At 66.9% G+C, this 24,689-nt stretch carries 19 protein-coding genes; 4 read left to right on the top strand and 15 right to left on the bottom strand.

Annotated features, from left to right (window positions below; translation table 11 throughout):
* Positions 1-75 precede the first annotated feature (75 nt).
* The 15 genes from ftsW to ABD866_RS02635 form a co-directional block, all read right to left on the bottom strand.
* Positions 76-1,344: a putative lipid II flippase FtsW gene (ftsW, locus tag ABD866_RS02705; protein ID WP_345060950.1), complete on the bottom strand. Its 1,269-nt coding sequence runs from the start codon at positions 1,342-1,344 to the stop codon at positions 76-78.
* Complete coding sequence (gene murD / locus ABD866_RS02700; RefSeq protein ID WP_425549531.1) at positions 1,344-3,251, bottom strand: UDP-N-acetylmuramoyl-L-alanine--D-glutamate ligase; 1,908 nt, start codon at positions 3,249-3,251, stop codon at positions 1,344-1,346. Before murD ends, ftsW begins: the two co-directional genes overlap by 1 nt.
* On the bottom strand, positions 3,248-4,426 hold the full coding sequence (mraY, locus tag ABD866_RS02695; protein ID WP_345060948.1) for a phospho-N-acetylmuramoyl-pentapeptide-transferase: 1,179 nt from the start codon (positions 4,424-4,426) through the stop codon (positions 3,248-3,250). The genes murD and mraY overlap by 4 nt, the downstream gene beginning before the upstream one ends.
* Before the next feature lie 42 nt (positions 4,427-4,468).
* Positions 4,469-5,890, bottom strand: coding sequence for a UDP-N-acetylmuramoyl-tripeptide--D-alanyl-D-alanine ligase (locus ABD866_RS02690; RefSeq protein WP_425549535.1), 1,422 nt, complete (start codon positions 5,888-5,890; stop codon positions 4,469-4,471).
* An 8-nt stretch (positions 5,891-5,898) separates the two neighbouring features.
* Positions 5,899-7,386 (bottom strand): UDP-N-acetylmuramoyl-L-alanyl-D-glutamate--2,6-diaminopimelate ligase, encoded by a 1,488-nt coding sequence (locus ABD866_RS02685; protein WP_345061019.1) that lies wholly within the window; start codon positions 7,384-7,386, stop codon positions 5,899-5,901.
* An 8-nt stretch (positions 7,387-7,394) separates the two neighbouring features.
* Positions 7,395-9,140: a peptidoglycan D,D-transpeptidase FtsI family protein gene (locus tag ABD866_RS02680; RefSeq protein ID WP_345060946.1), complete on the bottom strand. Its 1,746-nt coding sequence runs from the start codon at positions 9,138-9,140 to the stop codon at positions 7,395-7,397.
* Positions 9,137-9,436 carry a cell division protein FtsL gene (gene ftsL / locus ABD866_RS02675; RefSeq protein ID WP_345060945.1) on the bottom strand — a complete coding sequence of 100 codons (300 nt, stop codon included), beginning with the start codon at positions 9,434-9,436 and terminating at the stop codon, positions 9,137-9,139. The genes ABD866_RS02680 and ftsL overlap by 4 nt, the downstream gene beginning before the upstream one ends.
* Entirely contained in the window at positions 9,433-10,353 is a 921-nt protein-coding gene (gene rsmH, locus ABD866_RS02670; protein ID WP_345060944.1) for a 16S rRNA (cytosine(1402)-N(4))-methyltransferase RsmH, read from the bottom strand. The genes ftsL and rsmH overlap by 4 nt, the downstream gene beginning before the upstream one ends.
* 8 nt (positions 10,354-10,361) lie before the next feature.
* A complete protein-coding gene (gene mraZ, locus ABD866_RS02665) occupies positions 10,362-10,790 on the bottom strand; it encodes a division/cell wall cluster transcriptional repressor MraZ (protein ID WP_345060943.1) in 429 nt (142 codons plus the stop codon).
* 616 nt (positions 10,791-11,406) lie between these two features.
* Positions 11,407-12,726 (bottom strand): ATP-dependent protease ATPase subunit HslU, encoded by a 1,320-nt coding sequence (gene hslU, locus ABD866_RS02660; protein WP_345060942.1) that lies wholly within the window; start codon positions 12,724-12,726, stop codon positions 11,407-11,409.
* A 119-nt stretch (positions 12,727-12,845) separates the two neighbouring features.
* On the bottom strand, positions 12,846-13,409 hold the full coding sequence (hslV, locus tag ABD866_RS02655; RefSeq protein ID WP_345060941.1) for an ATP-dependent protease subunit HslV: 564 nt from the start codon (positions 13,407-13,409) through the stop codon (positions 12,846-12,848).
* An 85-nt stretch (positions 13,410-13,494) separates the two neighbouring features.
* Positions 13,495-15,252 (bottom strand): STAS domain-containing protein, encoded by a 1,758-nt coding sequence (locus ABD866_RS02650; protein ID WP_345060939.1) that lies wholly within the window; start codon positions 15,250-15,252, stop codon positions 13,495-13,497.
* Positions 15,253-15,313: 61 nt separating this feature from the next.
* Positions 15,314-16,015 carry an RNA polymerase-binding protein DksA gene (gene dksA / locus ABD866_RS02645; protein WP_345060937.1) on the bottom strand — a complete coding sequence of 234 codons (702 nt, stop codon included), beginning with the start codon at positions 16,013-16,015 and terminating at the stop codon, positions 15,314-15,316.
* 165 nt (positions 16,016-16,180) lie between these two features.
* Complete coding sequence (locus ABD866_RS02640) at positions 16,181-17,257, bottom strand: CobW family GTP-binding protein (RefSeq protein ID WP_345060935.1); 1,077 nt, start codon at positions 17,255-17,257, stop codon at positions 16,181-16,183.
* Positions 17,258-17,506: 249 nt separating this feature from the next.
* A complete protein-coding gene (locus ABD866_RS02635) occupies positions 17,507-18,727 on the bottom strand; it encodes a class I SAM-dependent rRNA methyltransferase (RefSeq protein ID WP_345060933.1) in 1,221 nt (406 codons plus the stop codon).
* Between the two features lie 158 nt (positions 18,728-18,885).
* Here ABD866_RS02635 and ABD866_RS02630 point away from each other — a divergent pair, with 158 nt between their 5' ends.
* From ABD866_RS02630 to ABD866_RS02615, 4 genes are all read left to right on the top strand, one after another.
* Complete coding sequence (locus tag ABD866_RS02630; protein ID WP_345060931.1) at positions 18,886-19,416, top strand: chemotaxis protein CheW; 531 nt, start codon at positions 18,886-18,888, stop codon at positions 19,414-19,416.
* Between the two features lie 20 nt (positions 19,417-19,436).
* Positions 19,437-21,056: a methyl-accepting chemotaxis protein gene (locus ABD866_RS02625; RefSeq protein WP_345060929.1), complete on the top strand. Its 1,620-nt coding sequence runs from the start codon at positions 19,437-19,439 to the stop codon at positions 21,054-21,056.
* 108 nt (positions 21,057-21,164) lie between these two features.
* Positions 21,165-22,757: a methyl-accepting chemotaxis protein gene (locus ABD866_RS02620; RefSeq protein ID WP_345060927.1), complete on the top strand. Its 1,593-nt coding sequence runs from the start codon at positions 21,165-21,167 to the stop codon at positions 22,755-22,757.
* A 209-nt stretch (positions 22,758-22,966) separates the two neighbouring features.
* Complete coding sequence (locus tag ABD866_RS02615; protein ID WP_345060925.1) at positions 22,967-24,637, top strand: methyl-accepting chemotaxis protein; 1,671 nt, start codon at positions 22,967-22,969, stop codon at positions 24,635-24,637.
* Positions 24,638-24,689 lie beyond the last annotated feature (52 nt).

Below are 24,689 nucleotides of genomic sequence, written 5' to 3'. Positions count from 1 at the left end.
GCCTCCGCGCATCGAATGCTGCGCATTCGGCAGCGCTGGCGCGCTGCAGGCCTTGGCTTTGCCCAAACAAACTCCTCATACGCGGCCTCCGCGCATGAGGAGTTTGTTTTCATAGTCCACGCGCAGGACGACGGCGATGGCGACGAGGTTCATGAGGATGGCCGAGCCGCCGAAGCTCATCAGGGGCAGCGTCAGGCCCTTGGTGGGCAGTGCGCCCAGGTTCACGCCCATGTTGATGAAGGCCTGGAAGCCGATCCAGATGGCCACGCCCTGGGCCACGAGGCCAGCAAACACCCGGTCGAGCGCGATGGCCTGACGGCCAATGTGCATGATGCGGCGCGTCATCCAGAAAAACATCACGATCAGCGTCAGGACGCCGACCAGGCCAAACTCCTCGCCGATCACGGCGAGCAGGAAGTCGGTGTGCGCCTCGGGCAGCCAGTGCAACTTCTCAACGCTGCCACCAAGACCCACGCCAAAAATCTCGCCCCGGCCAATGGCAATCAGCGAATGCGAGAGCTGGTAGCCCTTGCCCAGTGCGTGCTTCTCGCTCCACGGATCCAGGTACGCAAAGATGCGCTCGCGCCGCCAATCCGACAGCCAGACCATCGCCGCAAACGCGAGCACGAGGATGAACGCGATCAGGAAGAACATGCGGGCGTTCACGCCGCCCAGGAACAAGATGCCCATGGCAATGACCGCGATCACCATGAACGCGCCCATGTCGGGTTCTGCCAGCAGAAGCACGCCGACCACCCCCACCGCAGCGCCGATCGGCAGCACTGCGCGGAAGAAGCGTTCTTTCACTTCCATGCGGCGGACCATGTAGTCGGCTGCGTACACAAGCACCGCGAATTTCGCGACCTCGGAGGGCTGAAAGCCGAAGGGCCCGATGGACAGCCAGCGGCGCGCACCGTTGACCACCTTGCCGATGCCCGGAATGAGCACCGCCACCAGGAGCAGCAGGGCCAGGACGAACAACCAGGGCGCTACTCGCTCCCAGGTGGCCATGGGCACCTGAAATGCCAGCAGCGCAGCCACGAACCCGATCACCAGATACATCGCATGGCGGGTGAGGAAGTGCGTCGGGGTGTAGTTGGCAAAACGCGGGTTGTCCGGCAGCGCGACCGATGCCGAGTACACCATCACCAAGCCCCAGGCAAGCAGGGCCACCACCACCCAGACCAAGGCCTGGTCAAAACCGAGCACGCTGGCCGGTGTGGCTGTGGATTGGCGGTATTCGGTACCGCCCACGCGCACCGGCAGCACGTCCACCGGTGCTTCTCCACGCGCAGGCCACCAGCCACGCAGGCGTTCGATGATCGCGGCGCCAGGCACAGCCATCACTGGCCCTCCAGACTCTGGCCGGCGTCCAGCGCCAGCGCGCGCACCGCGTCGCAGAACACCTGGGCGCGGTGGGCGTAGTCGCGGAACATGTCAAAACTCGCGCACGCGGGCGACAGCAGCACCGCATCACCGGCATGGGCGCGTTGGGCGGCCATGCGCACGGCTTCGGGCAGGTCGGGAGCGTCCAGCATCGGTACGCCGGTGCCTGTCAGGGCTTCCCGAATGCGCGGCGCATCGCGGCCGATGAGCAGCACCGCCCGCGCATACCGGGCCACCGGGGTGGCCAGGGGCGAAAAGTCCTGGCCCTTGCCCTCGCCCCCCAAAATCACCACCAGGCGACGGTCGGCCCCCAGGCCCGCCAATGCGGCCGCAGTCGCACCGACGTTGGTGCCCTTGCTGTCGTCAAAGTACTCGACGTCCTGCACCACCGCCACCGACTCCACACGGTGCGGCTCGCCGCGGTATTCGCGCAGGCCATAGAGCATCGGTGCCAGGGAGCAGCCCGCTGCCGTGGCCAGAGCCAATGCCGCAAGGGCGTTGAGTGCGTTGTGACGCCCTCGGATGCGCAGGGCATCGGCAGGCATGAGTCGCTGCACGTGCAACTCGTCTTCGTCCACTGCGGCACGTGAGCGCTTGCGCGTCTCGTCCGCCTCCTGCGCACGTACCAACCAGGCCATGCCGCTGACCACCTCGATACCAAAGTCGCCCGGACGCCGCGGCATGTCGGCCCCAAAGGTCACATGCGGCCGCTGCTGCGGCTTCTGCAGCTTCACGCGCACGGGCGGCGGCAGCATCTGCATGACCTCGGGGTCGTCGCGGTTCAGCACCAGCAGGCCCGACCCACCAAAGATGCGTGACTTGGCCATACCGTAGGCGGCCATGTCGCCATGCCAGTCCAGGTGGTCCTGCGTGAGGTTGAGCACCGTGGCGGCCGTGGGCTCGAAGCCGCGGACGCCATCGAGCTGAAAGCTCGACAGTTCCAGCACCCAAGCCTCTGGAAGGCTGTCGCCGTCGATGCGCTCGGCCAGGGTATCGAGCAGCGTGGGCCCGATGTTGCCGGCCACCGCCACGCTGCGCCCAGCGTGCTCCACCAGTTGCGCGGTCAGGGAGGTCACGGTCGTCTTGCCGTTGGTACCGGTGATGGCCAATACGGCCGGCGCATAGCCATGCGCCGTGCGCAGCGCGATCAGCGCCTGGGCAAACAGATCCAGTTCACCGCCAGTCACAAGGCCCTGCGCCTGGGCCGCTGACCAGACCGGGGCAATCGTGGCGGGCAACAGACCCGGAGACCGGTACACCGCAGCGTAGCCTTGGCCTTCTATCAGCGTCGCCGTCAAAGCGCCCGCCACAAAGCGTACGCCGGGCAACGCGGCCTGCAGCACGGCCAACTGGGGCGGTGCCTCGCGGGTGTCGGCCACGGTCACCTCGGCGCCTGCACGGACGCACCAGCGGGCCATCGCAAGCCCGGAAGCGCCCAGGCCGAGCACCAGGACTTTGCGCCCCTGCAGCGGCAGGGGTTCACCGCCTGCAGGCCAACCGGCGGGTACCGGGGCTTGATCCAGCGTGGCGTCGGGGGCTACAGATGGGGCTGCGGCATCGGCCGGCGTATCGTCAGCCGCCTCGGCATCCGGGGCCGCCACTTCGGCAAAGATCTGGTGCACGAACGCCTTGGCAGCGCGTGCGGCGGAGCCAGGCTCATACGCAGGCTCCGCGAGACGCACGGGTTCCAGCGGTGCTGACTCGACCGACAACGCCCGCGGCACATCCTCGTCGGCCGGGGTAGATAGCGCACTGTTGGGCTCGGGCTCCACCTCGGGCACCAAGACATCGGCGCTCATGGCGAGTCCGGTCGGTTGCTCCGGGCTGTCAGCCGCAGGCACGTGGGTTTGTTCCGGGGTGTTCATCGCAGTTTCAGCGTGGACAGGCCCACCAGGCACAGCAGCATGGTGATGATCCAGAAACGGACCACCACTTGGGTTTCCTTCCAGCCGCTCTTTTCAAAATGGTGGTGCAGCGGCGCCATCTTGAGCAGGCGGCGCCCCTCCCCATAGCGGCGCTTGGTGTATTTGAACCAGGTCACCTGCAGCATCACGGACAGGGCCTCGACGACGAAGATGCCGCCCATGATGGCCAGCACAATCTCCTGGCGAACGATCACGGCGATGGTGCCCAGCGCCGCCCCCAGCGCCAGCGCCCCCACATCGCCCATGAACACCTGGGCCGGGTGGGTGTTGAACCACAGAAAAGCCAGCCCGGCGCCGGCCATGGCCGAGCAGAAGATCAGCAGCTCGCCTGTGCCCGGGATGTACGGGAAAAACAGGTACTTGGAGTACACCGCACTGCCTGTGACGTAGGCAAACACGCCCAGTGCCGAACCGACCATCACCACCGGCATGATGGCCAAGCCGTCCAGCCCGTCGGTGAGGTTGACCGCATTGCTCGAGCCCACGATGACCAGATAGGTCAGGATCACGAAGCCCAGCACCCCCAGCGGGTAGCTGATCTCTTTGAAGAACGGCACCAACAGCCCAGCCTTGGGCGGCAGATCCAGCGCGAAGCCCGACTGCACCCAGGTGATGAACAGCTCCAATACCCGTTCGTTGGAGTTTTCGGAGATGCTGAATACCAGATACAGGGCTGCCAGCAGCCCGATCACCGACTGCCAGAAGTACTTCTCGCGAGAACGCATACCCTCAGGGTCTTTGTTGACCACCTTGCGCCAGTCGTCCACCCAGCCGATCGCGCCAAAGCCCAGCGTGACAATGAGCACGATCCAGACAAAGCGGTTGGACAGGTCAAACCACAACAGGGTTGAGATCGCAATCGACAGCAGGATCAGGACTCCACCCATGGTGGGTGTGCCGCTTTTGGACAGGTGGCTCTGCATCGCGTAGCCGCGGATGGGCTGGCCGATCTTGAGCGACGTGAGCATGCGGATCACACGCGGCCCGGCGATCAGCCCGATGAGCAGGGCGGTCATTGCGGCCATCACCGCCCGGAAGGTCAGGTACTGAAAGACCCGGAAGAAGCCGAACTCGGGCGACAGGCCCTGCAGCCACTGCGACAGCATCAGCAGCATGCGACCTCCGCGTGGAAAGGCCGCACCGCGGCAAACTTCACGTCAGTGCGTGGCATGGTGGGTTCCCTCCTGCTGGTGGTGATCGCCGGGCCGTGCGGCGGCCTCGATGGCGTGGATGGCCTGTTCCATCCGCATGAAACGCGAGCCCTTGACCAGCACACTGCCCACGCCCGTCAAGCGCTGCAACACAGCCTGCTGCAATGCGTGCATGTCGGGCCAATGCTGTGCCCCCGCGCCAAAGGCGTGGGCCGCGTGGACACTCAGGCTGCCGAGGCAGTGCAGGTGCTCGATGCCGCGCTCGCGCGCGTACGCCCCCACTTCGCGGTGGAAGGCCGGCCCCTGATCGCCGACCTCGCCCATGTCGCCCAACACCAGCAGGCGCGGGCCTGGCAACTCGGCCAGTACGTCGATGGCCGCACGCACGGAATCGGGGTTGGCGTTGTAGGTGTCATCCACCACGCTGAGCACATGGCCCTGGACGGCAAGCGACAGCGCCCGGGAACGCCCCTGCACCGGCTGAAACGCTGACAGCCCGCGCGCGATGGCCTCCAGCGGAACCCCCGCCGCCAGCGCGCAGGCTGCTGCGGCCAGCGCATTGCGCACGTTGTGCCGCCCGGCAATGGCCAGGCTCGTGGCAATGGTGCCGGTCGGCGTCCGCAGGCTGACCTGCCAGGCGCCATCGGCCCAGACAGCAGCGTGCGACAAGCCCACCGCAGCGCCCTCGCCGAAGGTGACGACTTCGCGCTGGCCCGCGAGCGACTGCCACAGCGGTGTGTAGGGATCGTCCGCAGGAAACACGGCGACGCCATCGGGCGGCAAGGCACGGAGCACAGAGCCGTTCTCCCGTGCTACCGCCTCGACGGTTTGCATGAATTCGAGATGCTCGCGCTGCGCGTTGTTCACCAGGGCCACGGTGGGCTGGGCGATGGCGGCCAGGTCCGCGATCTCGCCCGGGTGGTTCATGCCGAGCTCCACCACCCCGATCCGGTGCGCGGGCGTCAGACGCAACAGGGTCTGCGGAACACCCACCGCGTTGTTGAGGTTGCCGCGGGTGGAAAACGCACGCTCGCCCGCGTGGGCCGCCAAGATCGCGGCGATCATCTGCGTGACCGTCGTCTTGCCGTTGCTGCCCGTCACGGCCACGAGGGGCAGTGGGAACTGCGCACGCCAGCCCGCAGCCAGCGCCCCCAGCGCCCGGCCAGTATCGGGCACCACAATGCCAGGCAAGCCAGGAGGCAGGCGGCCTGGTTCGGCCACAGCCGCCACCGCACCCGCAGCGGCCGCCTGCGCCAAAAAGTCGTGGGCGTCGAAACGTTCGCCGCGCAGGGCGACGAACAAGTCGCCAGCCTGCAAAGAGCGTGTGTCGGTGTGCACGCGCAGCAGTGGCGTGGAAGGCTCGCCCACACACTGCGCTGGCGGAATGCGCTGCGCGATCCAGGCGTGCGCCTGGCCCAGGGTCATCATCGCAGCGGTCATGCCGCCTCCTCCCGCGCATTCAAAGCAGCCTGCGCATGTTCCCAGTCGGAAAACGGACGGCGCTCGCCGGCCATTTCCTGGTAATCCTCATGGCCCTTGCCGGCGATCAGCACCACATCGTGCGGTCCGGCTTCGCGCACCGCACGCGCAATGGCGGCGGCACGGTCCAGTTCGGCTTGCACCGTCGTACCGGCGATCGTGCCCTGCAGAATCTGGTGCACGATGGCCGCCGGGTCCTCGCTGCGGGGGTTGTCACTGGTGACGATCACCCGGTCGGCACCCTGCTGCGCCGCAGCGCCCATGAGTGGGCGCTTGCCTGCGTCGCGGTCGCCGCCGCAACCGAACACGCAGCACAGCGCGCCGCCGCGCTCCGCCGCCTGGGGGCGCAGCGCCGCCAAGGCCTGCGAAAGCGCATCCGGCGTATGGGCGTAGTCCACCACCACCAAGGGTTGGCCAGAACGGTCCAGACTCTGCATGCGGCCAGGCACAGGTGCCAGATCCGCACAGGCGGCCACGGCATCTGCCAGCGGCACGCCGGCTGCGCGCAGGGCACCGATCACGCCCAGCAGGTTGAGCACGTTGTACCGCCCCACCACGCGGGACTGCAGGCATACACGCTGCCCGGCCTCAAGCACATCAAAGGCGAGCCCGCCCTGTCCTGTGCGAATGTCGTCGGCCTGCAGACGCGCCCCCGCATGGAGCGAGATGCTCCAGACATCCAGGGGTGCCGCGGCCAACGCGGCGATCAAGGCGGCCCCGGCCGGATCGTCGCGGTTGATCACCGCTGCGCGCAGACCAGGCCAGTCGAACAGGCGGCGCTTGGCGGCCCAGTAGGCGGCCATGCTGCCGTGGTAGTCGAGATGGTCCTGCGTGAAGTTGGTGAACAGTGCCGTGTGCAGTTGCAGGCCCGCCATGCGCTCCTCGGCCAGCCCGATGGACGAAGCCTCCATCGCGCAGGCCCGCAGCCCTTGGTCTGCAAATCCGCGCAGCGATTGCTGCAGGCGCACCGGGTCGGGTGTGGTCAGGCCTGTCGGCGTCACACGGCCCGGCACGCCCACCCCGAGCGTGCCCACAACGGCGCATCCGCCTGCGGGCAACACGCCGCGGTCGGCCAGTGCGGTCCAGGCCTGCGCCAGCCACCAGCTGGTGCTGGTCTTGCCGTTGGTGCCCGTGACGGCCATGGTGTGGAGCGCGGCCGACGGCTGCCCCCACCAGCGCGCCGCCAGCCAGCCGGTGGCCGCCTTGAGCCCGGCGAAAGACACCACATCGGCCGCGCCGAAGTCAAAGGCCTGCACCCCCTCGTGCTCGACCACACTGGCGCTGGCACCGCGCACCAGTGCGTCGGCCACGTGATGGCGCCCATCGGTAGCGGCACCAGGCCAGGCCACAAAGGCGTCGCCAGGCTGCACCTGGCGGCTGTCGATGCGCAGCGCTCCGGTGCAACGGGTGCGCAGCCAGACCTCCAGGGCGTCGAGCGTGGGCATGCGTTGCGTCACAGAGACTCCTCCACGGCGTTGGCCACGATCTGGGGCTTGACCGCCATATCAGGGGCCACCCCCATCATCCGCAGGGTCTGCTGTACCACCTCGCTGAACACCGGGGCCGCCACAGCACCGCCGTAGTACACGCCGTTGCTGGGCTCGTCGATCATCACGGCCACGATGATGCGCGGCTTGTCGATGGGCGCCATGCCGGTGAACCATGCCCGGTACTTGCCCGTGGCATAGGTCTTGCCCACCTGCTTGCGCGCGGTGCCTGACTTGCCGCCCACCGAGTAGCCCACCGTTTGAGCCTTCTGGCCCGTGCCGCCCGGGCCAGCGGCCATCTGCAGCATCTTGCGCACCTGCTCGGCAGTGCGCTCCGAAAATACGGGCACGCCCACGGCGGGCTCGTCGGTCTTGAGCAATGTGGCCGGAATGACGCGGCCGCCATTGGCGAACACGGTGTACGAGCGCGCCATCTGGAACAGGCTGGCGGACAGGCCATAGCCGTAGGACATGGTGGCCTGCTCGACCGGCCGCCAGGTCTTGTAGGGCCGCAGCCGGCCGCTGATGGCGCCCGGAAATCCGATCTGCGGCCTTTGCCCGAAGCCCGCTGCCGAGAAGGTTTCCCACATCTCGCGCGCCGGCATCTGCATGGCCAGCTTGGTGGTGCCCACGTTGCTCGACTTCTGGATCACGCCCTCCACCGTGAGCACGCCGTAGTTGTGCGTGTCGCTGATGGTGGAGCCGGTGATGTTGATGCGCCCAGGCGCGGTGTCCACCAGCGTGTCGGGACGCACGCGGCCGCTTTCCAGTGCGATACCCACCGTGAATGGCTTCATGGTCGAGCCGGGCTCGAACACATCGGTCAGTGCGCGGTTGCGCAGTTGCTCGCCGGTGAGGTTCTGGCGTTTGTCGGGCACATAGCTGGGGTAGTTGGCCAATGCGAGCAGCTCGCCCGTGTGCGCATCCAGCACGACCACGCTGCCGCCCTTGGCCTTGTGCACCGCCACCTGATCGCGCAGCTTCTGGTACGCAAAAAACTGCACCTTGCTGTCGATCGAGAGCTGAATATCGCGACCGTCGACCGGTGGAATGGTCTCGCCCACGCCTTCGACCACCCGCCCGAGGCGGTCCTTGATCACACGGCGCGAGCCGGGCTTGCCCGACAGGTCCTTGTCGAACGCGAGCTCCATGCCCTCCTGTCCGCGGTCTTCGACGTTGGTGAAGCCCACCACGTGGGCCGCAGCCTCGCCTTCAGGGTACTGGCGCTTGTATTCCTTGCGCTGATAAATGCCCTTGATATCGAGCTTGGCGATCTGCTGGCCCACGTCCCAGTCGAGCTGGCGCTTGATCCACACGAAGGTCTTGTCTTCGTCCGAGAGCCGGGCCTTGAGTGCAGGCAGCGGCATTTCCAGCAGCCGGGCCAGCTCCTTGAGCTTGGCCTGCACTTCGGGCTTTTCCTGCTCCACGTCCTCGGGGATGGCCCAGATACTCGCCGCGGGCACGCTCGAAGCCAGGATCAGGCCGTTGCGGTCAAGAATCTTGCCGCGGTTGGCGGGCAGTTCCAGCGTGCGGGCAAAGCGCACCTCTCCCTGGCGCTGGAAGAAATCGTTGCCGATCACCTGCACGTATGCAGCGCGCCCCGCCAGGCCGACGAAGCCCAGCGCGATCATGGCCACGATGAACTTGCTGCGCCAGACCGGCGTCTTGCTGGCCAGTAGCGGGCTGGAGGTATAGCGCACGCTGCGGCTCATGGCTGGGCTCCGGGGCGTACCGCTGCGGGCGTTCCAGGCTCCGCCACATACTGCGTAATGGCCGGTGTGGCCGTGCGCATCTGCAGCTGGGCGCGTGCGATCTTTTCCACCCGAAGCGGCGTGGCCTGGGCACGCTTTTCCACTTGCAGGCGCTGGTGCTCGGTTTCCAGCCGCCGGGCCTCGGCCACGGCGCGGTCAAGCTCGGTGAACAAGCGGCGCGACTGGTACTGCGTATGCACCAGATACAGTGCACTCGCAATCACGGCCACCAGCAGCACGAGGTTCAGGCGGATCATGCGTCCGTCCTCTCGGCCACGCGCAGGATGGCGCTGCGCGCGCGGGGATTGGCCTCGACCTCGGCGTTGGACGGCTTGATGCGCTCCAGCGCCTTGAGCTTCATGGGCTGGGGCGCGGCAAACGGCGCACGGCGGTCGTACACCTCTTTCGAGTGCTTGGCGATGAACTGCTTGACGATCCGGTCTTCCAGCGAATGAAAGCTGATCACCGCCAGCCGGCCGCCCGGCACCAGCACGCGCAGGCTTGCGTCTAGCGCCTGCTGCAGCTCTTCAAGCTCGGCGTTGATGAAAATCCGAAGAGCCTGAAATGTGCGCGTTGCAGGGTTCTGGCCCGGCTCGCGGGTTTTGACCGCGCCAGCCACGAGGGCGGCCAGTTCAGCGGTGCTTGCAAGGGGGCCCCGTTCCGTGCGCCGAGCAACAATCGCCTTTGCAATGGGGCCAGCAAACCGTTCTTCACCGTATTCACGAATCACCTCCGCAATCTGCCCCACCTCGGCCGAGGCCAGCCATTCGGCCACGCTCTCGCCGCGCGTGGGATCCATGCGCATGTCGAGCGGGCCATCCCCACGGAAACTGAAACCCCGGGCGGGGTTGTCGATCTGGGGCGAACTCACGCCCAGATCCATGAGCACGCCGCGCACGCTGGCATCCGGCAGCGCAGCGAGTTCGCGAAAACCTTCGTGGCGAATGGAAAAACGCGCATCGGTGATGCGCGTTGCTTCCTGGATCGCCTCGGGGTCCTTGTCGAACGCCACGAGGCGTCCGCCGGGCCCGAGCCGCTCCAGAATGCGCCGGCTGTGCCCGCCGCGGCCGAAGGTGGCGTCCACCCAGGTGCCGTCGGGCGCCTGCCCGGCCGCCCCCAGCAGGGCATCGACCGCCTCGTGCAGCAAAACGGTGGTGTGTTGGAGCGTGTCCATGGGCGCCGTCAGAACGAGAAGTCCTTGAACACATCGGGCATCTCGCCCTGCATGGCCTCGGCCTCCTGGGCCTCGTAGGTGGCCTTGTCCCACAGCTCGAAGTGGTTGCCCATGCCCAGCAGGATGGCGTCGCGCGTGATGCCGGCGGCGGCGCGCAGTTCGGGCGAAATCAGCACACGGCCCGTGCCGTCCATCTCCACGTCCATGGCGTTGCCCAGAAAAATGCGCTTCCACCACTGGGCCGACATGGGCAACTGGGCAATGCGCTCGCGGAATTTCTCCCACTCGGGGCGCGGAAACACCATCAGGCAGCCGTGCGGGTGCTTGGTGAGCGTGAGCTGACCGGAGGCCAAAGCGCCCAGCACGTCACGATGCCGGGTCGGCACGGACAGCCGACCCTTCGCATCGAGACTCAGCGACGAGGCACCTTGAAACACGGAACGGATTCCCCACTCGGTCGATCGGCCGTCTGCAGGCCCTGCGGAGGGCTGAGAGGCACTTTTCACCACTTAATTGCACTTTTTTCCACTGTAGCAGGAAAAGGCGGCCGGGCGGCACCCGCCGCTACAAACTTTTGCAATGAAATCAAGGACTTAGCCGCGTTTTTGCAGGCCGCGCAAGGCAAAAAACCTTGCAAATGAAAGACTTAGCGCACCTATCGCAAGTGAAGTCTGAAGCCTGGCTTTGTGCGCGCCTGCGACGGGAACACGGCCGTTGTGCGACGCGGCCAGAGCCGCCCGCCGTCTGGCTGCTGCTGCGTTTGAAGCAAAGGAACAGCGCCCTGATGCGCGCCCGCCATGCCTGCGGCTGCGTTGGAACATGGGCAGCGCAGGCGCCGGGGTACCGGTCGTGGACGCGGATGGAGCGCGGCGGCTGCACAGGCGCAAAGGCCGCCAAGACCTCTGCGGGCCCAGAGCGTCCGGCCCGATGATCCCCAGCACCAGCCCCGCCGGCCTGCCATGGCGCGGCTGCCCGGGTTCGGTCCGGCGAGCTTCCGACAGGCCGCGCCACGCCGCCCGAGCTGCCGGTTGCGCCCGCCCGGAGCGCCCACACTCAGAGGATGTAGCGCGAGAGGTCTTCGTCCTGGCTCAGCGTCTGCAAGCGCTGGTCCACATAGGCAGCGTCGATCACCACCGTCTGGCCCGACAGCTTGGCGGCGTCAAAGCTCACTTCGTCGAGCAGGCGCTCCATCACCGTAGACAGTCGGCGGGCGCCGATATTTTCCGTGCGCTCGTTGACCTCGAATGCGATGTGCGCAAGGCGCGTGATGCCTTCGGGCACAAATTCAAGCGTCACCCCTTCGGTGGACAGCAGCGCCTGGTACTGCTTGACGAGCGAGGCGTGTGTCTGCGTGAGGATGGCCTCGAAGTCGGCCACCGACAGCGATTCGAGCTCCACGCGGATTGGAAAACGTCCCTGCAGCTCCGGAATCAGGTCGCTGGGCTTGGCCAGGTGGAACGCGCCCGAGGCGATGAACAGGATGTGGTCGGTCTTGACCATACCGTACTTGGTGGACACCGTGGTGCCCTCCACCAGCGGCAGCAGGTCGCGCTGCACACCCTGGCGCGAAACTTCGGCCCCGCCGGTCTCCTGGCGCGCAGCCACCTTGTCGATCTCGTCGATGAACACGATGCCGTTCTGCTCGGCGTTCTGGATCGCGCGGGTCTTGATCTCTTCCTCGTTGACGAGTTTGGCGGCTTCTTCTTCCACCAGCAGCTTCATGGCCTCACCGATGCGCAGCTTGCGCTTGCGCTGGCGGCCGGTGCCGAGCTGGCTGAACATGCCGCGCAGCTGCTCGGCCATCTCTTCCATGCCTTGCGGGCCCATGATTTCGAGCTGCGGCCGCGCCTCGGCCACGTCCAGCTCGATCTCCTTGTCGTCGAGCTGCCCTTCGCGCAGCTTCTTGCGGAACACCTGGCGTGCGGTGTTGTCAGCCGGTGCGCCGTCGTGGCTGCGCGCGGTGGGCACCAGCACGTCGAGGACGCGCTCCTCGGCCGCGTCTTCGGCGCGGGTGCGCACCTTTTTCATCTCGGCCTCGCGCGTCTGCTTGACGGCCACTTCGGCCAGGTCGCGCACGATGGTGTCCACATCCTTGCCCACGTAGCCCACCTCGGTGAACTTGGTGGCCTCGACCTTGATGAAGGGCGCGTCGGCCAGCCGCGCCAGGCGGCGCGCGATCTCGGTCTTGCCCACGCCGGTGGGGCCGATCATCAGGATGTTCTTGGGCGTGATCTCCTGGCGCAGGCTGCCGCTGACCTGCTGGCGGCGCCAGCGGTTGCGCAGCGCAATGGCCACGGCACGCTTGGCACTGGCCTGCCCGACGATGTGGCGGTCGAGCTCGGAGACGATTTCCTGGGGGGTCATGGACGACATGGCGGGGCAGAGATGAGAGGTGAAATCGGTTGCTCGTGCTTATTAATCAAGCACAAGCAGCTATTAAATCAATAGCAAACGCTGACAACGCAGTGCGGCGCGGGCCGAGGCAGCGGGTCTCACAGCGTTTCGATCGTGTGGTGCATGTTGGTGTAGATGCACAGTTGCCCGGCAATTTCGAGCGAGCGGCGCACCACGGCCTCGGCCGGCAGGTCGGTGTGGTCGATCAGCGCCTTGGCGGCCGAATGGGCGTACGCGCCGCCCGAGCCGATGGCCACGATGCCCTGCTCCGGCTCGAGCACGTCGCCGTTGCCGGTGATGATCAGCGAGGCCTCGCGGTCGGCCACGGCCAGCATGGCTTCGAGGCGGCGCAGCACGCGGTCGGTGCGCCAGTCCTTGGTGAGTTCGATGGCCGCGCGCACCAGGTGCCCCTGGTGCTTGTCGAGCTTGGCCTCAAACCGCTCGAACAGGGTGAAAGCATCCGCGGTGGCACCGGCAAAGCCGGCCAGCACCTTGCCGTGGTGCAGCTTGCGCACCTTGCGGGCCGAGCCCTTGACCACGATGTTGCCCAGGGTCACCTGGCCGTCGCCGCCGATGGCGACTTGCACGCCGTCCGGCGTCTGGCGCCGCACGCTGAGGATGGTGGTGCCGTGGAACACCGGGGAGTCGCTGTGTTTTTCCATGCGCGCCATATGGGGGCACAGCCGGGCAATACAAGCCCAGCACGGTGATTTTGTACGCCCCGGAGGCGGCAGCCCAACAGCCGAGTCAGTTGCGGCGCGGAACGATCCAGGCGTGCTCGTTCACGCCGATCACGTTGAGCAGCACCGCCACCAGCCGGTGCAGTTGCAGGAACTGCAGCTCGTAGCCTTCGGCCTGCCGCGACGCCGCCCAGTTCAGCAGGGAACCCGCGGCTGCGAAGTCCATGCGGATGAGCTGGTCGCAATGCACTTGGAACGGCATGCCGGGTCGCAGATGGGCCTCAAATGGTTCGAGCAGCGGTGCCACGTCGCCTTCAATGTGCCCGCTGAGCGTGGCAGACGGCCCGGCATCCAGCGGTGCAGGCATCGACAGGGCACCAAAGTCGGACATCAGCATGTCGCGCGAGTCCGGGCCGCGGGCGGCTTCGGCGCGGGGCTCGGCGTCGTCCGAATAACTGCAGCGCGCAGGCTCCCAGGACGGCGGAGACACCTCGTAGGTGACGCAGTAGTCGAGCGCCACCATCTCGAAGTCTTCGGCGCGCCCCATGAGGCGCAGCACCGACATGCGCAGGCGCCACCAGTCGGCCGACACGGCGCGGTCGCCCGACGGGGTCTGGCGCTCCAGCAGGGCCAGCAGGTGCTCGGCTCCCTGAAAGTGAAATTGCCCCGCACGCTCGGCCCAACGATTGAACTGCTCGGCCAGCGCCCGCACGGCGGGCTCGTCAATGCTTTGCAGTCGGCTCCAGACCAGCGTCCACGGCGGCGCTGCGCGGTCCAGCGAGGCCTGCAGCGCAGTCACGGTGGAGGTGGCGATGGACGACGGCGCGTTCCAGCTCAGGTCACGCCGCGCCATGACTGGCTCTGCCGGGGCTGCCGCCTGGCTCAGGCCCAGTTGCTCGGGCAGCGAGAACCACACCGGCGCCGAGCGGCTGAACCGGGCCGCGTAGTCGATGGCCAGCGCGTCGAATCGGTCGTGCTGGCCCGTGGCACGGTACAGGTCGAACAGGGTGAGCCAGATCTCGGTCTGCTGCTCCGGCGCGTCGTCCTGGTGCTGTGCCAGCACCTCCAGAAGTCCAGACTCCGCACCCGCGTAATCCCCGTTGGCAAACCGGATCGCGGCTTCTTCAAGGTCGGGTTCGTGCACGAATTTCTCCAGCAGCGGCAGCGCAGGAACGGGCGCGTCGAGCGCTCCGGGCTCCGTGTTGCCGAAAGCCAGCGCTGCGTCCATGGGGCTGGTATCGGCCGTCCAGGGCGGCGTGGTCGCAGGGACGGTGTGGGCACCACCTTCCGGCGGCACGGTATCGCCCGCAAACAGGGGTTCCACAGGCCCTTGCGTGGCCAGATGCGGCGGCAGGCTGGCCGGTGCCGTGGGCGCGAATGCGCGGGCCACGATGGCCTGTGCCTCTTCCGGGGTGGAGGCACCAGCGGGCGCAAACGACGAGGGCGTGTTGCCCTGCTTGCTCTTCCACCACTGCTGCGACATCTGCGCCTCGATCTCGTCGATCTTCTTGAGCGTCACGGCGCGCTCGTCAGGCGAGGCCATGCTGCTCTGGAAGAACGAGGGGCGCGCGGTGGGGTCTTCGGTGCGCTGCCCCTGCAGCGCTTCGCGGCGGCGCAGCTTGCGCAGTTGATCGAACTCGCGGCGGCGCACAAAGTCGTTGCGCCGCTTGCGCTCGATCATCTCCTTGAGCATCTGCTTGCTGTACTGGCTGTCGCGATCGTCCTGTACAGAATCGAGCTCGGTCCAGTTGGAGGTGGGGTTGCGGACGAACCGCACCACCTTGGACAGCAGACCGCCGCCGGTGGAGTTGTCGTCCTTGCTCATGGGCCGATGCGTGCGGGCACGAAGAAAACCTGTCGGGAAAAAGACCGGCGCAAACGCCCGGTCAGTCTCCGAACATCTTCTGCTTGAGTTCGCGGCGCTGCTGCGCTTCGAGCGACAGCGTGGCCGTGGGGCGCGCAATCAGGCGGCCCACGCCGATGGGCTCGCCGGTTTCGTCGCAGTAGCCGTAGTCGCCCGCGTCGATGCGCGCAATCGACTGCTCAATTTTCTTGAGCAGCTTGCGCTCGCGGTCGCGGGTGCGCAGCTCCAGCGCGTGCTCTTCCTCGATGGTGGCACGGTCGGCCGGGTCGGGCACCACCACGGTGTCTTCCCGCAGGTGCTCGGTGGTTTCACCGGCGCTGTTGTGGATTTCCTGTTTGAGCAACACGAGCTTGTGGCGGAAGAACGCCATCTGCTTGTCGTTCATGTACTCGCTGTCGGGCATGGCCAGCACCTCGGCGTCGGTCAGCTCGTGGGCGGCCTTGGTCTTCCAGTTGTTCGCCAGCTTGGGGTCTTTTTTGGCAGTCCCGGAGGTCTGCGCTTGCGCGGTCGTAGGCATGTCGGTGTGGTTACTGGCTGTGGCGGCGGCGGTGGCCGCAGCGGGTTCCGTGGATGGTACGGTCAATTGCCCTGCGGCGGAAGGTGGCCGCCTTTTTTGCGCGGTTACCGGAGCTGGCGCAGGCACGGGCGCCTGCGCCGCGGCCTGGCGGGACGCAGCCGGGCTCTTGCGGGCCGGAGCCTGGGTCTTGCTGGATTCGGCTTTCACGGGCATGTCTCCTCGCAGATGCGGGCCTGGCGCGGGTTGCGCAGGCCCGGTGGGCAAGCCTTCCGGTTTTTTACCGGCGCGCGATTGTATCGACCTGCGCTGACAGTGCCGCACCGTTGCGCAGAGCCGACACCGCCCTGCCGCGCTGCGAGCGCTCGGCACGCCTCAGGCCAGGCTCTGGTCCAGCCCCTGGCGGAAGATGTCCTGCGGCAGGTCGATACCGATGAACACCATCTTGCTCATGCGCGCCTCGCCCTCGCCCCACTTGGGGCCCAGGTCGCTGCCCATGAGCTGGTGCACGCCCTGGAAGATCACCTTGCGGTCGGTGCCCTTCATGTGCAGCACGCCCTTGTAGCGCAGCATGCGCGGGCCGTAGATGTTGACGATGGCGCCAAGGAAGTCTTCGAGCCGCGCCGGGTCGAACGGCCGGTCGGAGCGGTAGACGAAGCTCTTCACATCGTCGTCGTGGTGATGGTGGTGCCCATGGCCGTGCCCATGCTGGTGCGAGGGGTGGTCGCAATGCTCGCCATGCGCATGGTCGTGATCGTGATCGTGATCATGGTCGTGCCCGTGATGGTGGCCGTCCTCGGCCAGGAAGTCCGGGTCGATGTCGAGCTTGGCGTTGAGGTTGAAGCCCCGCAGGTCCAGCACCTCGGCGATCGGGACCTCACCGAAATGCACGGCCTTGATGGGGGCGCGCGGGTTCATGTGCTTGAGGCGGTGGATCAGCGCCTCGGTGTCTTCGGGCGTGACCAGGTCGGTCTTGGACAGGAAGATCTGGTCCGCAAAGCCCACCTGGCGGCGCGCCTCCTGGCGGTCATTGAGCTGCTGGGCCGCATGCTTGGCGTCCACCAGCGTGATGATGGAGTCGATGAGATACGTCTCGGCGATCTCCTCGTCCATGAAGAAGGTCTGCGCCACCGGCCCCGGGTCGGCGAGGCCCGTGGTCTCGATGACCACGCGGTCAAACTGTAGTTCGCCCTTGCGCTTCTTGGCGGCCAGCGTCTGCAGGGTCTCGCGCAGGTCTTCGCGGATGGTGCAGCAGATGCAGCCGTTGCTCATCTGCACGATCTGCTCCTGCGAATCGGTCACCAGGATGTCGTTGTCGATGTTCTCTTCGCCGAATTCGTTCTCGATGACGGCGATCTTCTGGCCGTGGGCCTCGCTGAGCACGCGCTTGAGCAGCGTGGTCTTGCCGGAGCCGAGGAAGCCGGTGAGGATGGTGGCGGGGATCAGGGACATGGGGTCAGCAGCCTTGTGGGTGGCAGGCCCGCACCGCCACGAGCGGCAGCAGCGCAGGCCCTGAACGGGAAGCCCGCCAGTGTAGCGGCCACGCCCGCCCGGCGCAGAACGCCCGGCGCCCGCCCCGCCGCAGCACGCTTTTTAATGAAATAGGCCGCTCGTGCTTCAAAATCAAGCACGAGCAGCTACTGATTTGATAGCAAAAGCCTGGGTCTTGGGCGTGACGGGCCTGGAGCGGCAGGCCGCCGCTCACGCCTTGCGCATTACCACCAGCCCCTTGAGGTACTCGCCCTCGGGGAATTCCAGCGTCATCGGATGGTCGGGCGCGCCGCCCAGGCGTTCGAGGATGTAGCCGTCCACGCCCGCGTCGGCCCCGGCTGAGGCCACGATCTTGTGGAACAGGTCGCCACTGATGCCGCCCGAGCACGAGAAGGTGAACAGCACGCCGCCAGGCACCAACAGCTGCAGCGCCAGGCGGTTGATGTCCTTGTAGGCGCGGGCTGCGCGCTCGGCGTGCGCGGCCGTGGGCGCAAACTTGGGCGGGTCGAGCACGATGGCATCGAAGCGCTGGCCGTCGCGCAGGTACTGGCGCAGCGAGGCGTTCACGTCGGCATCGACAAACTCCGCCTGCGCCGGATCAAAGCCGTTGAGCGCCACGTGCGTGCGCGCCCGCGCCAGCGCCGGGCCCGACGAATCGATGGAAATCACCGCCCCCCCCTGACCGCGGCCTGCCGCCTGGGCCGCGCGCATGCCGGCCAGTGCCGCCACCGTGAAGCCGCCGGTGTAGCAAAAGCAGTTGAGCACGCGGCTGAACGCATGGCGCTCGGCGTACTGGGCAAAGCGCTGGCGGCTGTCGCGCTGGTCGAGGTAATAGCCGGTCTTGTGGCCTTCGGCAATGTTGAGCGTGAGCGTCCAGCCGTGCTCGCGCAAAGACAGCTCCACCGGCGCGCCCTCGCCGCCGCGCAGCCAGCCGGTCACGGGCTCCAGGCCTTCCAGGCTGCGGGCGCTCGCGTCCGAGCGCTCGTAGAGCTTGGCCAGCCCGGTCACGCGCAAGAGCGCATCGGCCAGCACGCCCTTCCAGCGCTCCACCCCCGCGCTCGTGAACTGCGCCACCAGCGTGTCGCCGTAGCGGTCCACGATCAGCCCGGGCAGACCGTCGGATTCGCCATGCACCAGGCGCACGCCGTCGCTGTCGATGGCCAGGCGGTCCCGCAGCGCCACGGCGCGGGCCAGCGTGGCTTCCAGAAAAGCGGCGTCGATGCGCTGGGCTTCGTCAAAGCTCCAGGCCCGGGCACGGATGCGCGAATCGGGGCTGAACGCCGCCCAGGCGAGGAACTGGCCCTCGTGCGATTCGATGCGCACGGTTTCGCCGCGGTCGCCGCCGCCCTTGGCGATGGCGGATTCAAACACCCACGGGTGGCGGCGCAGCAGCGAGCGCTCTTTGCCGGGCTTGAGTCGGATGGTTTTCATGGCCGCCATTGTCAGGGCTGGCCCGCCAGGCGCAGCCCACGCGATCAAGCCCTTACCGCCACCACTGCGACCCCATAGAAAAAATTAAAAGTAGCAAAAGTGACATATTTTTCAGGCCTCGTTATCATTGCCGAAAATTTCATTTGTATCATTTAGAAATGGATGCCCTCCTCTCCCCCAGCGCCATCACGGGCGCACCGGCCCCGGTTGCCGCCATCCCTGATGCTTTTTTGTTGTTTGCCATCGGCAGCGAGGAGTACGGCGTGGACATTCGCGCCGTACAGGAAATCCGCTCCTACGAGCGACCGACGTCCATCGCCCTTGCGCCGGCCGAAATGAAGGGAGTGCTGTCGTTGCGGGGCACCATCGTGCCCATCGTCGATCTGCGCATTCGCCTGGGCTTGCACGACGCGGAGTACGGTCCGCTCACGGTGGTGGTGGTCATGCGGCTGGACCGCGGCATGGTGGGTCTGGTGGTGGACCGGGTCAGCGATGTGCTGAGCCTGGCACCCGCACAACTGCGCCCTGTGCCAGCCTTGCAATCGGGCTTTGACGCAAGCCACCTGCTGGCGCTCGCGTCGGTGGACGAGCGCACGGTGATGCTGCTGGACATGGAGCGCTTTTTGCGCAGCGAGGGCTACGGCCGGGAAAGCACCGGCCTGGCCACCGCACCCGTACCCGTTCATTGAGCCGCCCTCGGAGCATTGCCATGCTGTCGGACCTGAAGATTTCCACACGGCTGACCCTGGGCTTCGGCCTCATGGGGCTGCTGATTGCGCTCATGGGCAGCGTCAGTCTGCTGCTCGCCAATGGCGCAGACCGGTCGTTTCACCTCATCATCGACGACCGGATGCCCAAAGTATTGAGCCTGCATGTGGTCAAGGAAGACGTGTTGGCGGTGGAGCTGGGTTTGGACCGCCTGCTGGATTCGCGGGATGCCCAGGCCACGCGCCGCCACGAGTCGCGTATTGCCGAACGGCGCGAAGAAATCGCGAAGCTGCTCCACACCCTGGACGCCCAGGTGCAGTCGACCCGCGGACGCGCATTGCTGAGCCGAACCGCTGAGGCGCGCACCACCTACGACCGCGAGATGGGCCGCTTTTTTGATCTGCTGCACGCAGGCGATCATGCCGCTGCGGCCCGGTGGTTGCGCGAGGCCATGGAAGCCCCCCGGCTGGCGTACTTTGCGGCCCTGGACGAATTGATTGCCTACCAGGAGACACTGTCTCGCGCCGCGCAGGAGGACGCCGCCAGCGCCATCGTCCGCATGAACACCGTGGTCGTGGCGCTGACCGCTGCGGCACTGGCCGGCGCCGTATTGATCGGCGTTGGCATCCTGCGGTCCACCACCCGCCCGCTGCGCCGCGCGGTGCAGCTTGCCAAGGCCGTGGCGCAGGGAGACCTGCGCACCCCCATTGAGGTGCACGGTCGCAGCGAAACGGCCCAGCTGCTGGCCGCCCTGCGAGACATGCAAGGCGCACTGGCCACGCTGGTGGGGCAGGTGCAGGGCAGCGCCCAGAATGTCGCCCAGGCCTCGTCCCAGATCGCCCAGGGCAATCGCGAACTCTCCGAGCGCACGGAGGAACAGGCCAGCGCACTGCAGCAAACGGCAGCCGCGATGGAGCAATTGAACGTCACCGTTCGGCACAACGCCGAGAACGCCCGCCAAGCGGCGTCCCTGGCGCGCGACGCCTCGTCTGTTGCGAGCGGCGGCGGACAGGCGGTGGCCGACATGGTGGCCACGATGCAGGACATCCATGACCAGTCGGGACGCATCGCGGACATCGTGGGCGTCATCGACGGCATCGCATTCCAGACCAATCTGCTCGCGCTCAATGCCGCCGTGGAGGCCGCCCGTGCAGGCGAGCAGGGCCGTGGCTTTGCGGTGGTGGCGGGCGAAGTGCGGACCCTGGCTCAGCGCAGCAGCGCTGCCGCACGGGAAATCCGGCAACTGATCGCCGCCAGCGTGGCGCGGGTGGGTCAAGGCAGCCAGCTCGCAGACCAGGCCGGCCGGACGATGCGCGATGTGCTGCGTTCCATCGAACGCGTGAACCAGATCGTGGACGAGATCAGCGCTGCGAGCACCGAGCAGAGTCAGGGCCTTGACCAGGTCAACGATGCCGTGTCCGCCATGGACCGCAACACCCAGCAGAACGCGGCTCTGGTCGAAGAAATGGCGGCAGCGGCGGCCAGCCTGAACCAGCAAGCCCACGAACTGCTGCACACGGCCGGCGTGTTTCAGACGGAGGCGACAGCCCCGGGCTGGATGATCGGCCACGCGTCACCGCATGGCCGGACCACGCACCCCGCATTGCCAATGCCCGGCTGACCGACTCATGAACCACAGGCCCGATGTGCCCCATCGCTGGGTCCTGCAGCGGGACACCCGGGGCGCACGGCGCAAGCCCCTCACCCCTCACACTCCGAAAGCCACACCATGCGCATTCGCTCTGAAGACATCAAGATCGCCACACGGCTGACTCTCTTGCTGGTGGCACTGTGCCTGCTGATGGTCGTGATTGGCGCCGCGGGCCTGCTGGGCATGCGAGACGCCAATCAAGGGCTGAACACGGTCTACCAGGACCGGGTGGTGCCCCTCAAGCAGCTCAAGGTGGTGGCCGACGCCTACGCAGTGGCCATTGTGGACACCGCCCACAAGGTGCGCGACGGTGCGCTCTCGACCCAACAGGGGCTTGAATCGGTGCGACAGGCCCGCCAGTCCATCCAGAAGGAGTGGACGGCCTACCTCGCCACCGAACTGGTTCCAGCCGAAGTCCAGCAGATCGAACGGTTCAAGCAATTGCAAGTGCGGGCCGACAAGGCGGTCGACCAGCTGGAGACCGTGCTGAAGTCTCAAGACCCCGCCGCGCTCGCAAGCTTTGCGGCCCGGGACATGTACCCGGCACTGGACCCTCTGCAGGAGGTGCTGAGCACACTCTCGCAGTTGCAGCTCGACATCGCCAAGCAGGAGTACCTGGACTCCGAAGCCACATACCGCCATGCCCGGCTGCTGGTGGTTGCAGCCATCGTGGCGGCCGTGGTGCTGTCGTCGCTGGTCGGCATGGCCACCATTCGGGCGATCACGCACCCGTTGCGCAACGCGGTTGAACTGTCCGGGGCCATCGCGCAGGGGGACCTGACCCGACGCATCGACACCCGCGGCAGCAACGAGGTCGCGCAGTTGCTGCAAGGTCTCGAACGCATGCAGGGCTCGCTCATCCAGCTCGCCCAGGCCGTGCGGGACGGCGCAGAAAACGTGGCCACGGCCTCGCAGGAGATTGCCCAAGGCAATCAGGACCTTTCGGCCCGTACCGAGAGCCAGGCCAGCGCGCTGCAAGAAACCGCCGCCTCGATGGAGGAGCTCAACTCGACCGTGCGCCTGAACGCAGAGCATTCGCGCCAGGCCCACCAGCTGGCCCAGGACGCCTGTTCCGTGGCCAGCCAAAGTGGTCAGGTCGTCACCCGCGTGGTGTCCACCATGAAGGACATCCACGGACAGTCGGGGCGGATTGCGGACATCATCGGCGTGATCGACGGCATTGCATTCCAGACCAACATCCTGGCGCTCAATGCCGCCGTGGAAGCAGCACGGGCTGGTGAACAGGGCCGTGGATTTGCGGTGGTGGCCGGGGAGGTACGCAGCCTTGCCCAACGCAGTGCCGAGGCTGCCCGCGAGATCAAGAGCCTGATCACCGCCAGTGTTGAACGGGTCGAACAGGGCAGCGAACTGGTGGACCAGGCCGGTCAGACGATGGACCGGGTCGTCCAGGCCATCGAGCGGGTGTCTTCCATCGTGGCGGAAATCAGTGGCGCCAGCTCAGAGCAAAGCCAGGGGGTCGACCAAGTGAATCTGGCCGTCACGCAGATCGACCAGGTGACGCAACAAAACGCGGCCCTGGTCGAGGAGATGGCGGCCGCAGCGGCGTCCCTGAACCAGCAGGCACGCACCTTGGTCGGTACCACAGCCCGATTCAAGCTGCCGCATGGCGCTGGCCCGGCACAGGCCGCTCTGCTGCCTGCCACCGGCTGATCAGATCCAGCCCGGCACAGCCGGCCGGGCCGGAGATTGGCCTGCACGCGGATCCCCCACACCCCGAGCACGGTCTTGACCCATGTCTGCCAAAAAGCAGTTGACGCCTCGCAGTACTCACGCGACAACACGGGCACGCGGCCTGCACGGCATGCGCAGGCTTGAGCGATGGATCTCGACCCACTCTCGCAACGTACTGGAGTCAAGCAATGCGTTTAGAGCAAATGAGAATCGCTGTACGGTTGGCCTTGCTGTCAGCCTCACTGTGCGCACTGATGGTGCTGATCGGAATGGCAGGCCTGTCGGGCATGCGAGATGCCAGCCTGGCGCTGGACCGGGTGTACAAAGACCGGGTGGTGCCACTCAAACAGATCAAGACCGTGTCCGACGCGTACGCGGTCTACATTGTGGACACCGCCCACAAGGTCCGGGACGGCGCGCTGACGCCGCAGCAAGGTCTCCAGGCGCTCGCCAATGCACGGCGCGACATTGAACAGCAATGGGCCGCCTACATCGCCACCGAGCTGGTCCCGGCGGAAAAGCAGCTTATTGCCCAGTTTGAGCAGTCACGCATGCGTGCCGATGCCGCTGTGGCTGCACTCGAGACGCTGCTGCGTTCCGGCGACAAGGGGGCCCTGGCAGAGTTCACGGCCCAGGCGATGTACCCGGCCCTGGACCCGCTGCAGGACGCCCTGGGCGGACTGGTGCAGGTCCAGCTGGACACGGCCCACAGCGAATACACCGGCGCAGTGGACGAGTACCGGCAGATGTGGATGACCATCGGCGCTGGCATCACGCTCGCGCTGATCCTGTCGGCAGGCCTGGGCTATCGGGTGGCGCGCAGCATCGTGCGCCAGCTGGGCACCGAGCCCGCCACCGCCGCCACCCTGGCGCAGAGCGTTGCGCATGGCGATCTGACAGTGGCCATCGAGCTGCGCCCGGGCGACGAGACCAGCGTCATGGCCCAGCTCAAGCGCATGCAGCAGTCGCTGGTGGAGATGGTCTCCACCGTGCATGGCAGCGCCGCCAGCGTCTCGGCCGCTTCGGCCCAGATTGCCGAGGGCAACACCGATCTGTCGGCCCGCACCGAGAGCCAGGCCAGCGCGCTGGAGCAGACGGCGGCCTCCATGGAGCAGCTCAACTCCAGCGTGCGCATGAACGCCGACAACGCCCGCACCGCCAATCAGCTTGCGCAAGATGCCTTCCAGGTGGCCGACCAGGGCGGCAGCGTGGTCACCCAGGTGGTGGCCACCATGAAGGACATTCACCAGCGCAGCGCCCGCATTGCCGACATCATCGGCGTGATCGACGGCATTGCCTTCCAGACCAACATCCTGGCGCTCAACGCCGCGGTGGAAGCCGCGCGGGCTGGGGAGCAGGGCCGCGGCTTTGCCGTGGTGGCCAGCGAGGTGCGCAGTCTGGCCCAGCGCAGCGCCGAGGCGGCCAAGGAGATCAAGAGCCTGATCACCGCCAGCGTGGAGCGGGTGGAAGAAGGCAGCAGCCTGGTGGACCAGGCGGGTCACACCATGGAACAGGTGGTGCAGGCGATCGGCAAGGTCAACGCAATCATGCGCGAGATCAGTTCTGCCAACGGGGAGCAGAGCCAGGGTGTGGACCAGATCAACGAAGCGGTGACGGAGCTCGACCAGACCACGCAGCAAAATGCTGCATTGGTCGAGGAAATGGCCGCCGCCGCAGGCAGCCTGAGCGCGCAGGCGCGCGAACTGCTGGCCACCGTCGAGAGCTTCAAGCTCCCGCCGCAAGCTTTGGCGCTGCAGGATGCAGCCCTGCCCAGCGGGGCGCACACCGCGCTGCCCCAGGCCTCCCAGCGCCATGCGGTAGGCCCGGGCTGGAAAGCGCTGCAGGCCCCAGCCTTTTGAGGCGGGGCCGCGCATGCCCGGCAGGCCCAACACCGCCCCGGGCATGCGTAAC

The organism is Acidovorax lacteus (assembly GCF_039540375.1).
Lineage (GTDB): Bacteria > Pseudomonadota > Gammaproteobacteria > Burkholderiales > Burkholderiaceae_C > Acidovorax_G > Acidovorax_G lacteus.
The sequence above is the reverse complement of the archived record's forward strand: the minus strand, read 5'-3'. Positions and strand labels throughout refer to the sequence as shown.

Excerpts from the sequence above, each read along its gene's own strand:
- ftsW (WP_345060950.1), bottom strand. The coding sequence starts at position 1,344 with ATGGCTGTGCCTGGCGCCGCGATCATCGAACGCCTGCGTGGCTGGTGG.
- murD (WP_425549531.1), bottom strand. The coding sequence starts at position 3,251 with ATGAACACCCCGGAACAAACCCACGTGCCTGCGGCTGACAGCCCGGAG.
- mraY (WP_345060948.1), bottom strand. The coding sequence starts at position 4,426 with ATGCTGCTGATGCTGTCGCAGTGGCTGCAGGGCCTGTCGCCCGAGTTC.
- ABD866_RS02690 (WP_425549535.1), bottom strand. The coding sequence starts at position 5,890 with ATGATGACCCTGGGCCAGGCGCACGCCTGGATCGCGCAGCGCATTCCG.
- ABD866_RS02685 (WP_345061019.1), bottom strand. The coding sequence starts at position 7,386 with ATGCCCACGCTCGACGCCCTGGAGGTCTGGCTGCGCACCCGTTGCACC.
- ABD866_RS02680 (WP_345060946.1), bottom strand. The coding sequence starts at position 9,140 with ATGAGCCGCAGCGTGCGCTATACCTCCAGCCCGCTACTGGCCAGCAAG.
- ftsL (WP_345060945.1), bottom strand. The coding sequence starts at position 9,436 with ATGATCCGCCTGAACCTCGTGCTGCTGGTGGCCGTGATTGCGAGTGCA.
- rsmH (WP_345060944.1), bottom strand. The coding sequence starts at position 10,353 with ATGGACACGCTCCAACACACCACCGTTTTGCTGCACGAGGCGGTCGAT.
- hslU (WP_345060942.1), bottom strand. The coding sequence starts at position 12,726 with ATGTCGTCCATGACCCCCCAGGAAATCGTCTCCGAGCTCGACCGCCAC.
- hslV (WP_345060941.1), bottom strand. The coding sequence starts at position 13,409 with ATGGAAAAACACAGCGACTCCCCGGTGTTCCACGGCACCACCATCCTC.
- ABD866_RS02650 (WP_345060939.1), bottom strand. The coding sequence starts at position 15,252 with ATGAGCAAGGACGACAACTCCACCGGCGGCGGTCTGCTGTCCAAGGTG.
- ABD866_RS02640 (WP_345060935.1), bottom strand. The coding sequence starts at position 17,257 with ATGTCCCTGATCCCCGCCACCATCCTCACCGGCTTCCTCGGCTCCGGC.
- ABD866_RS02635 (WP_345060933.1), bottom strand. The coding sequence starts at position 18,727 with ATGAAAACCATCCGACTCAAGCCCGGCAAAGAGCGCTCGCTGCTGCGC.
- ABD866_RS02630 (WP_345060931.1), top strand. The coding sequence starts at position 18,886 with ATGGATGCCCTCCTCTCCCCCAGCGCCATCACGGGCGCACCGGCCCCG.
- ABD866_RS02625 (WP_345060929.1), top strand. The coding sequence starts at position 19,437 with ATGCTGTCGGACCTGAAGATTTCCACACGGCTGACCCTGGGCTTCGGC.
- ABD866_RS02620 (WP_345060927.1), top strand. The coding sequence starts at position 21,165 with ATGCGCATTCGCTCTGAAGACATCAAGATCGCCACACGGCTGACTCTC.
- ABD866_RS02615 (WP_345060925.1), top strand. The coding sequence starts at position 22,967 with ATGCGTTTAGAGCAAATGAGAATCGCTGTACGGTTGGCCTTGCTGTCA.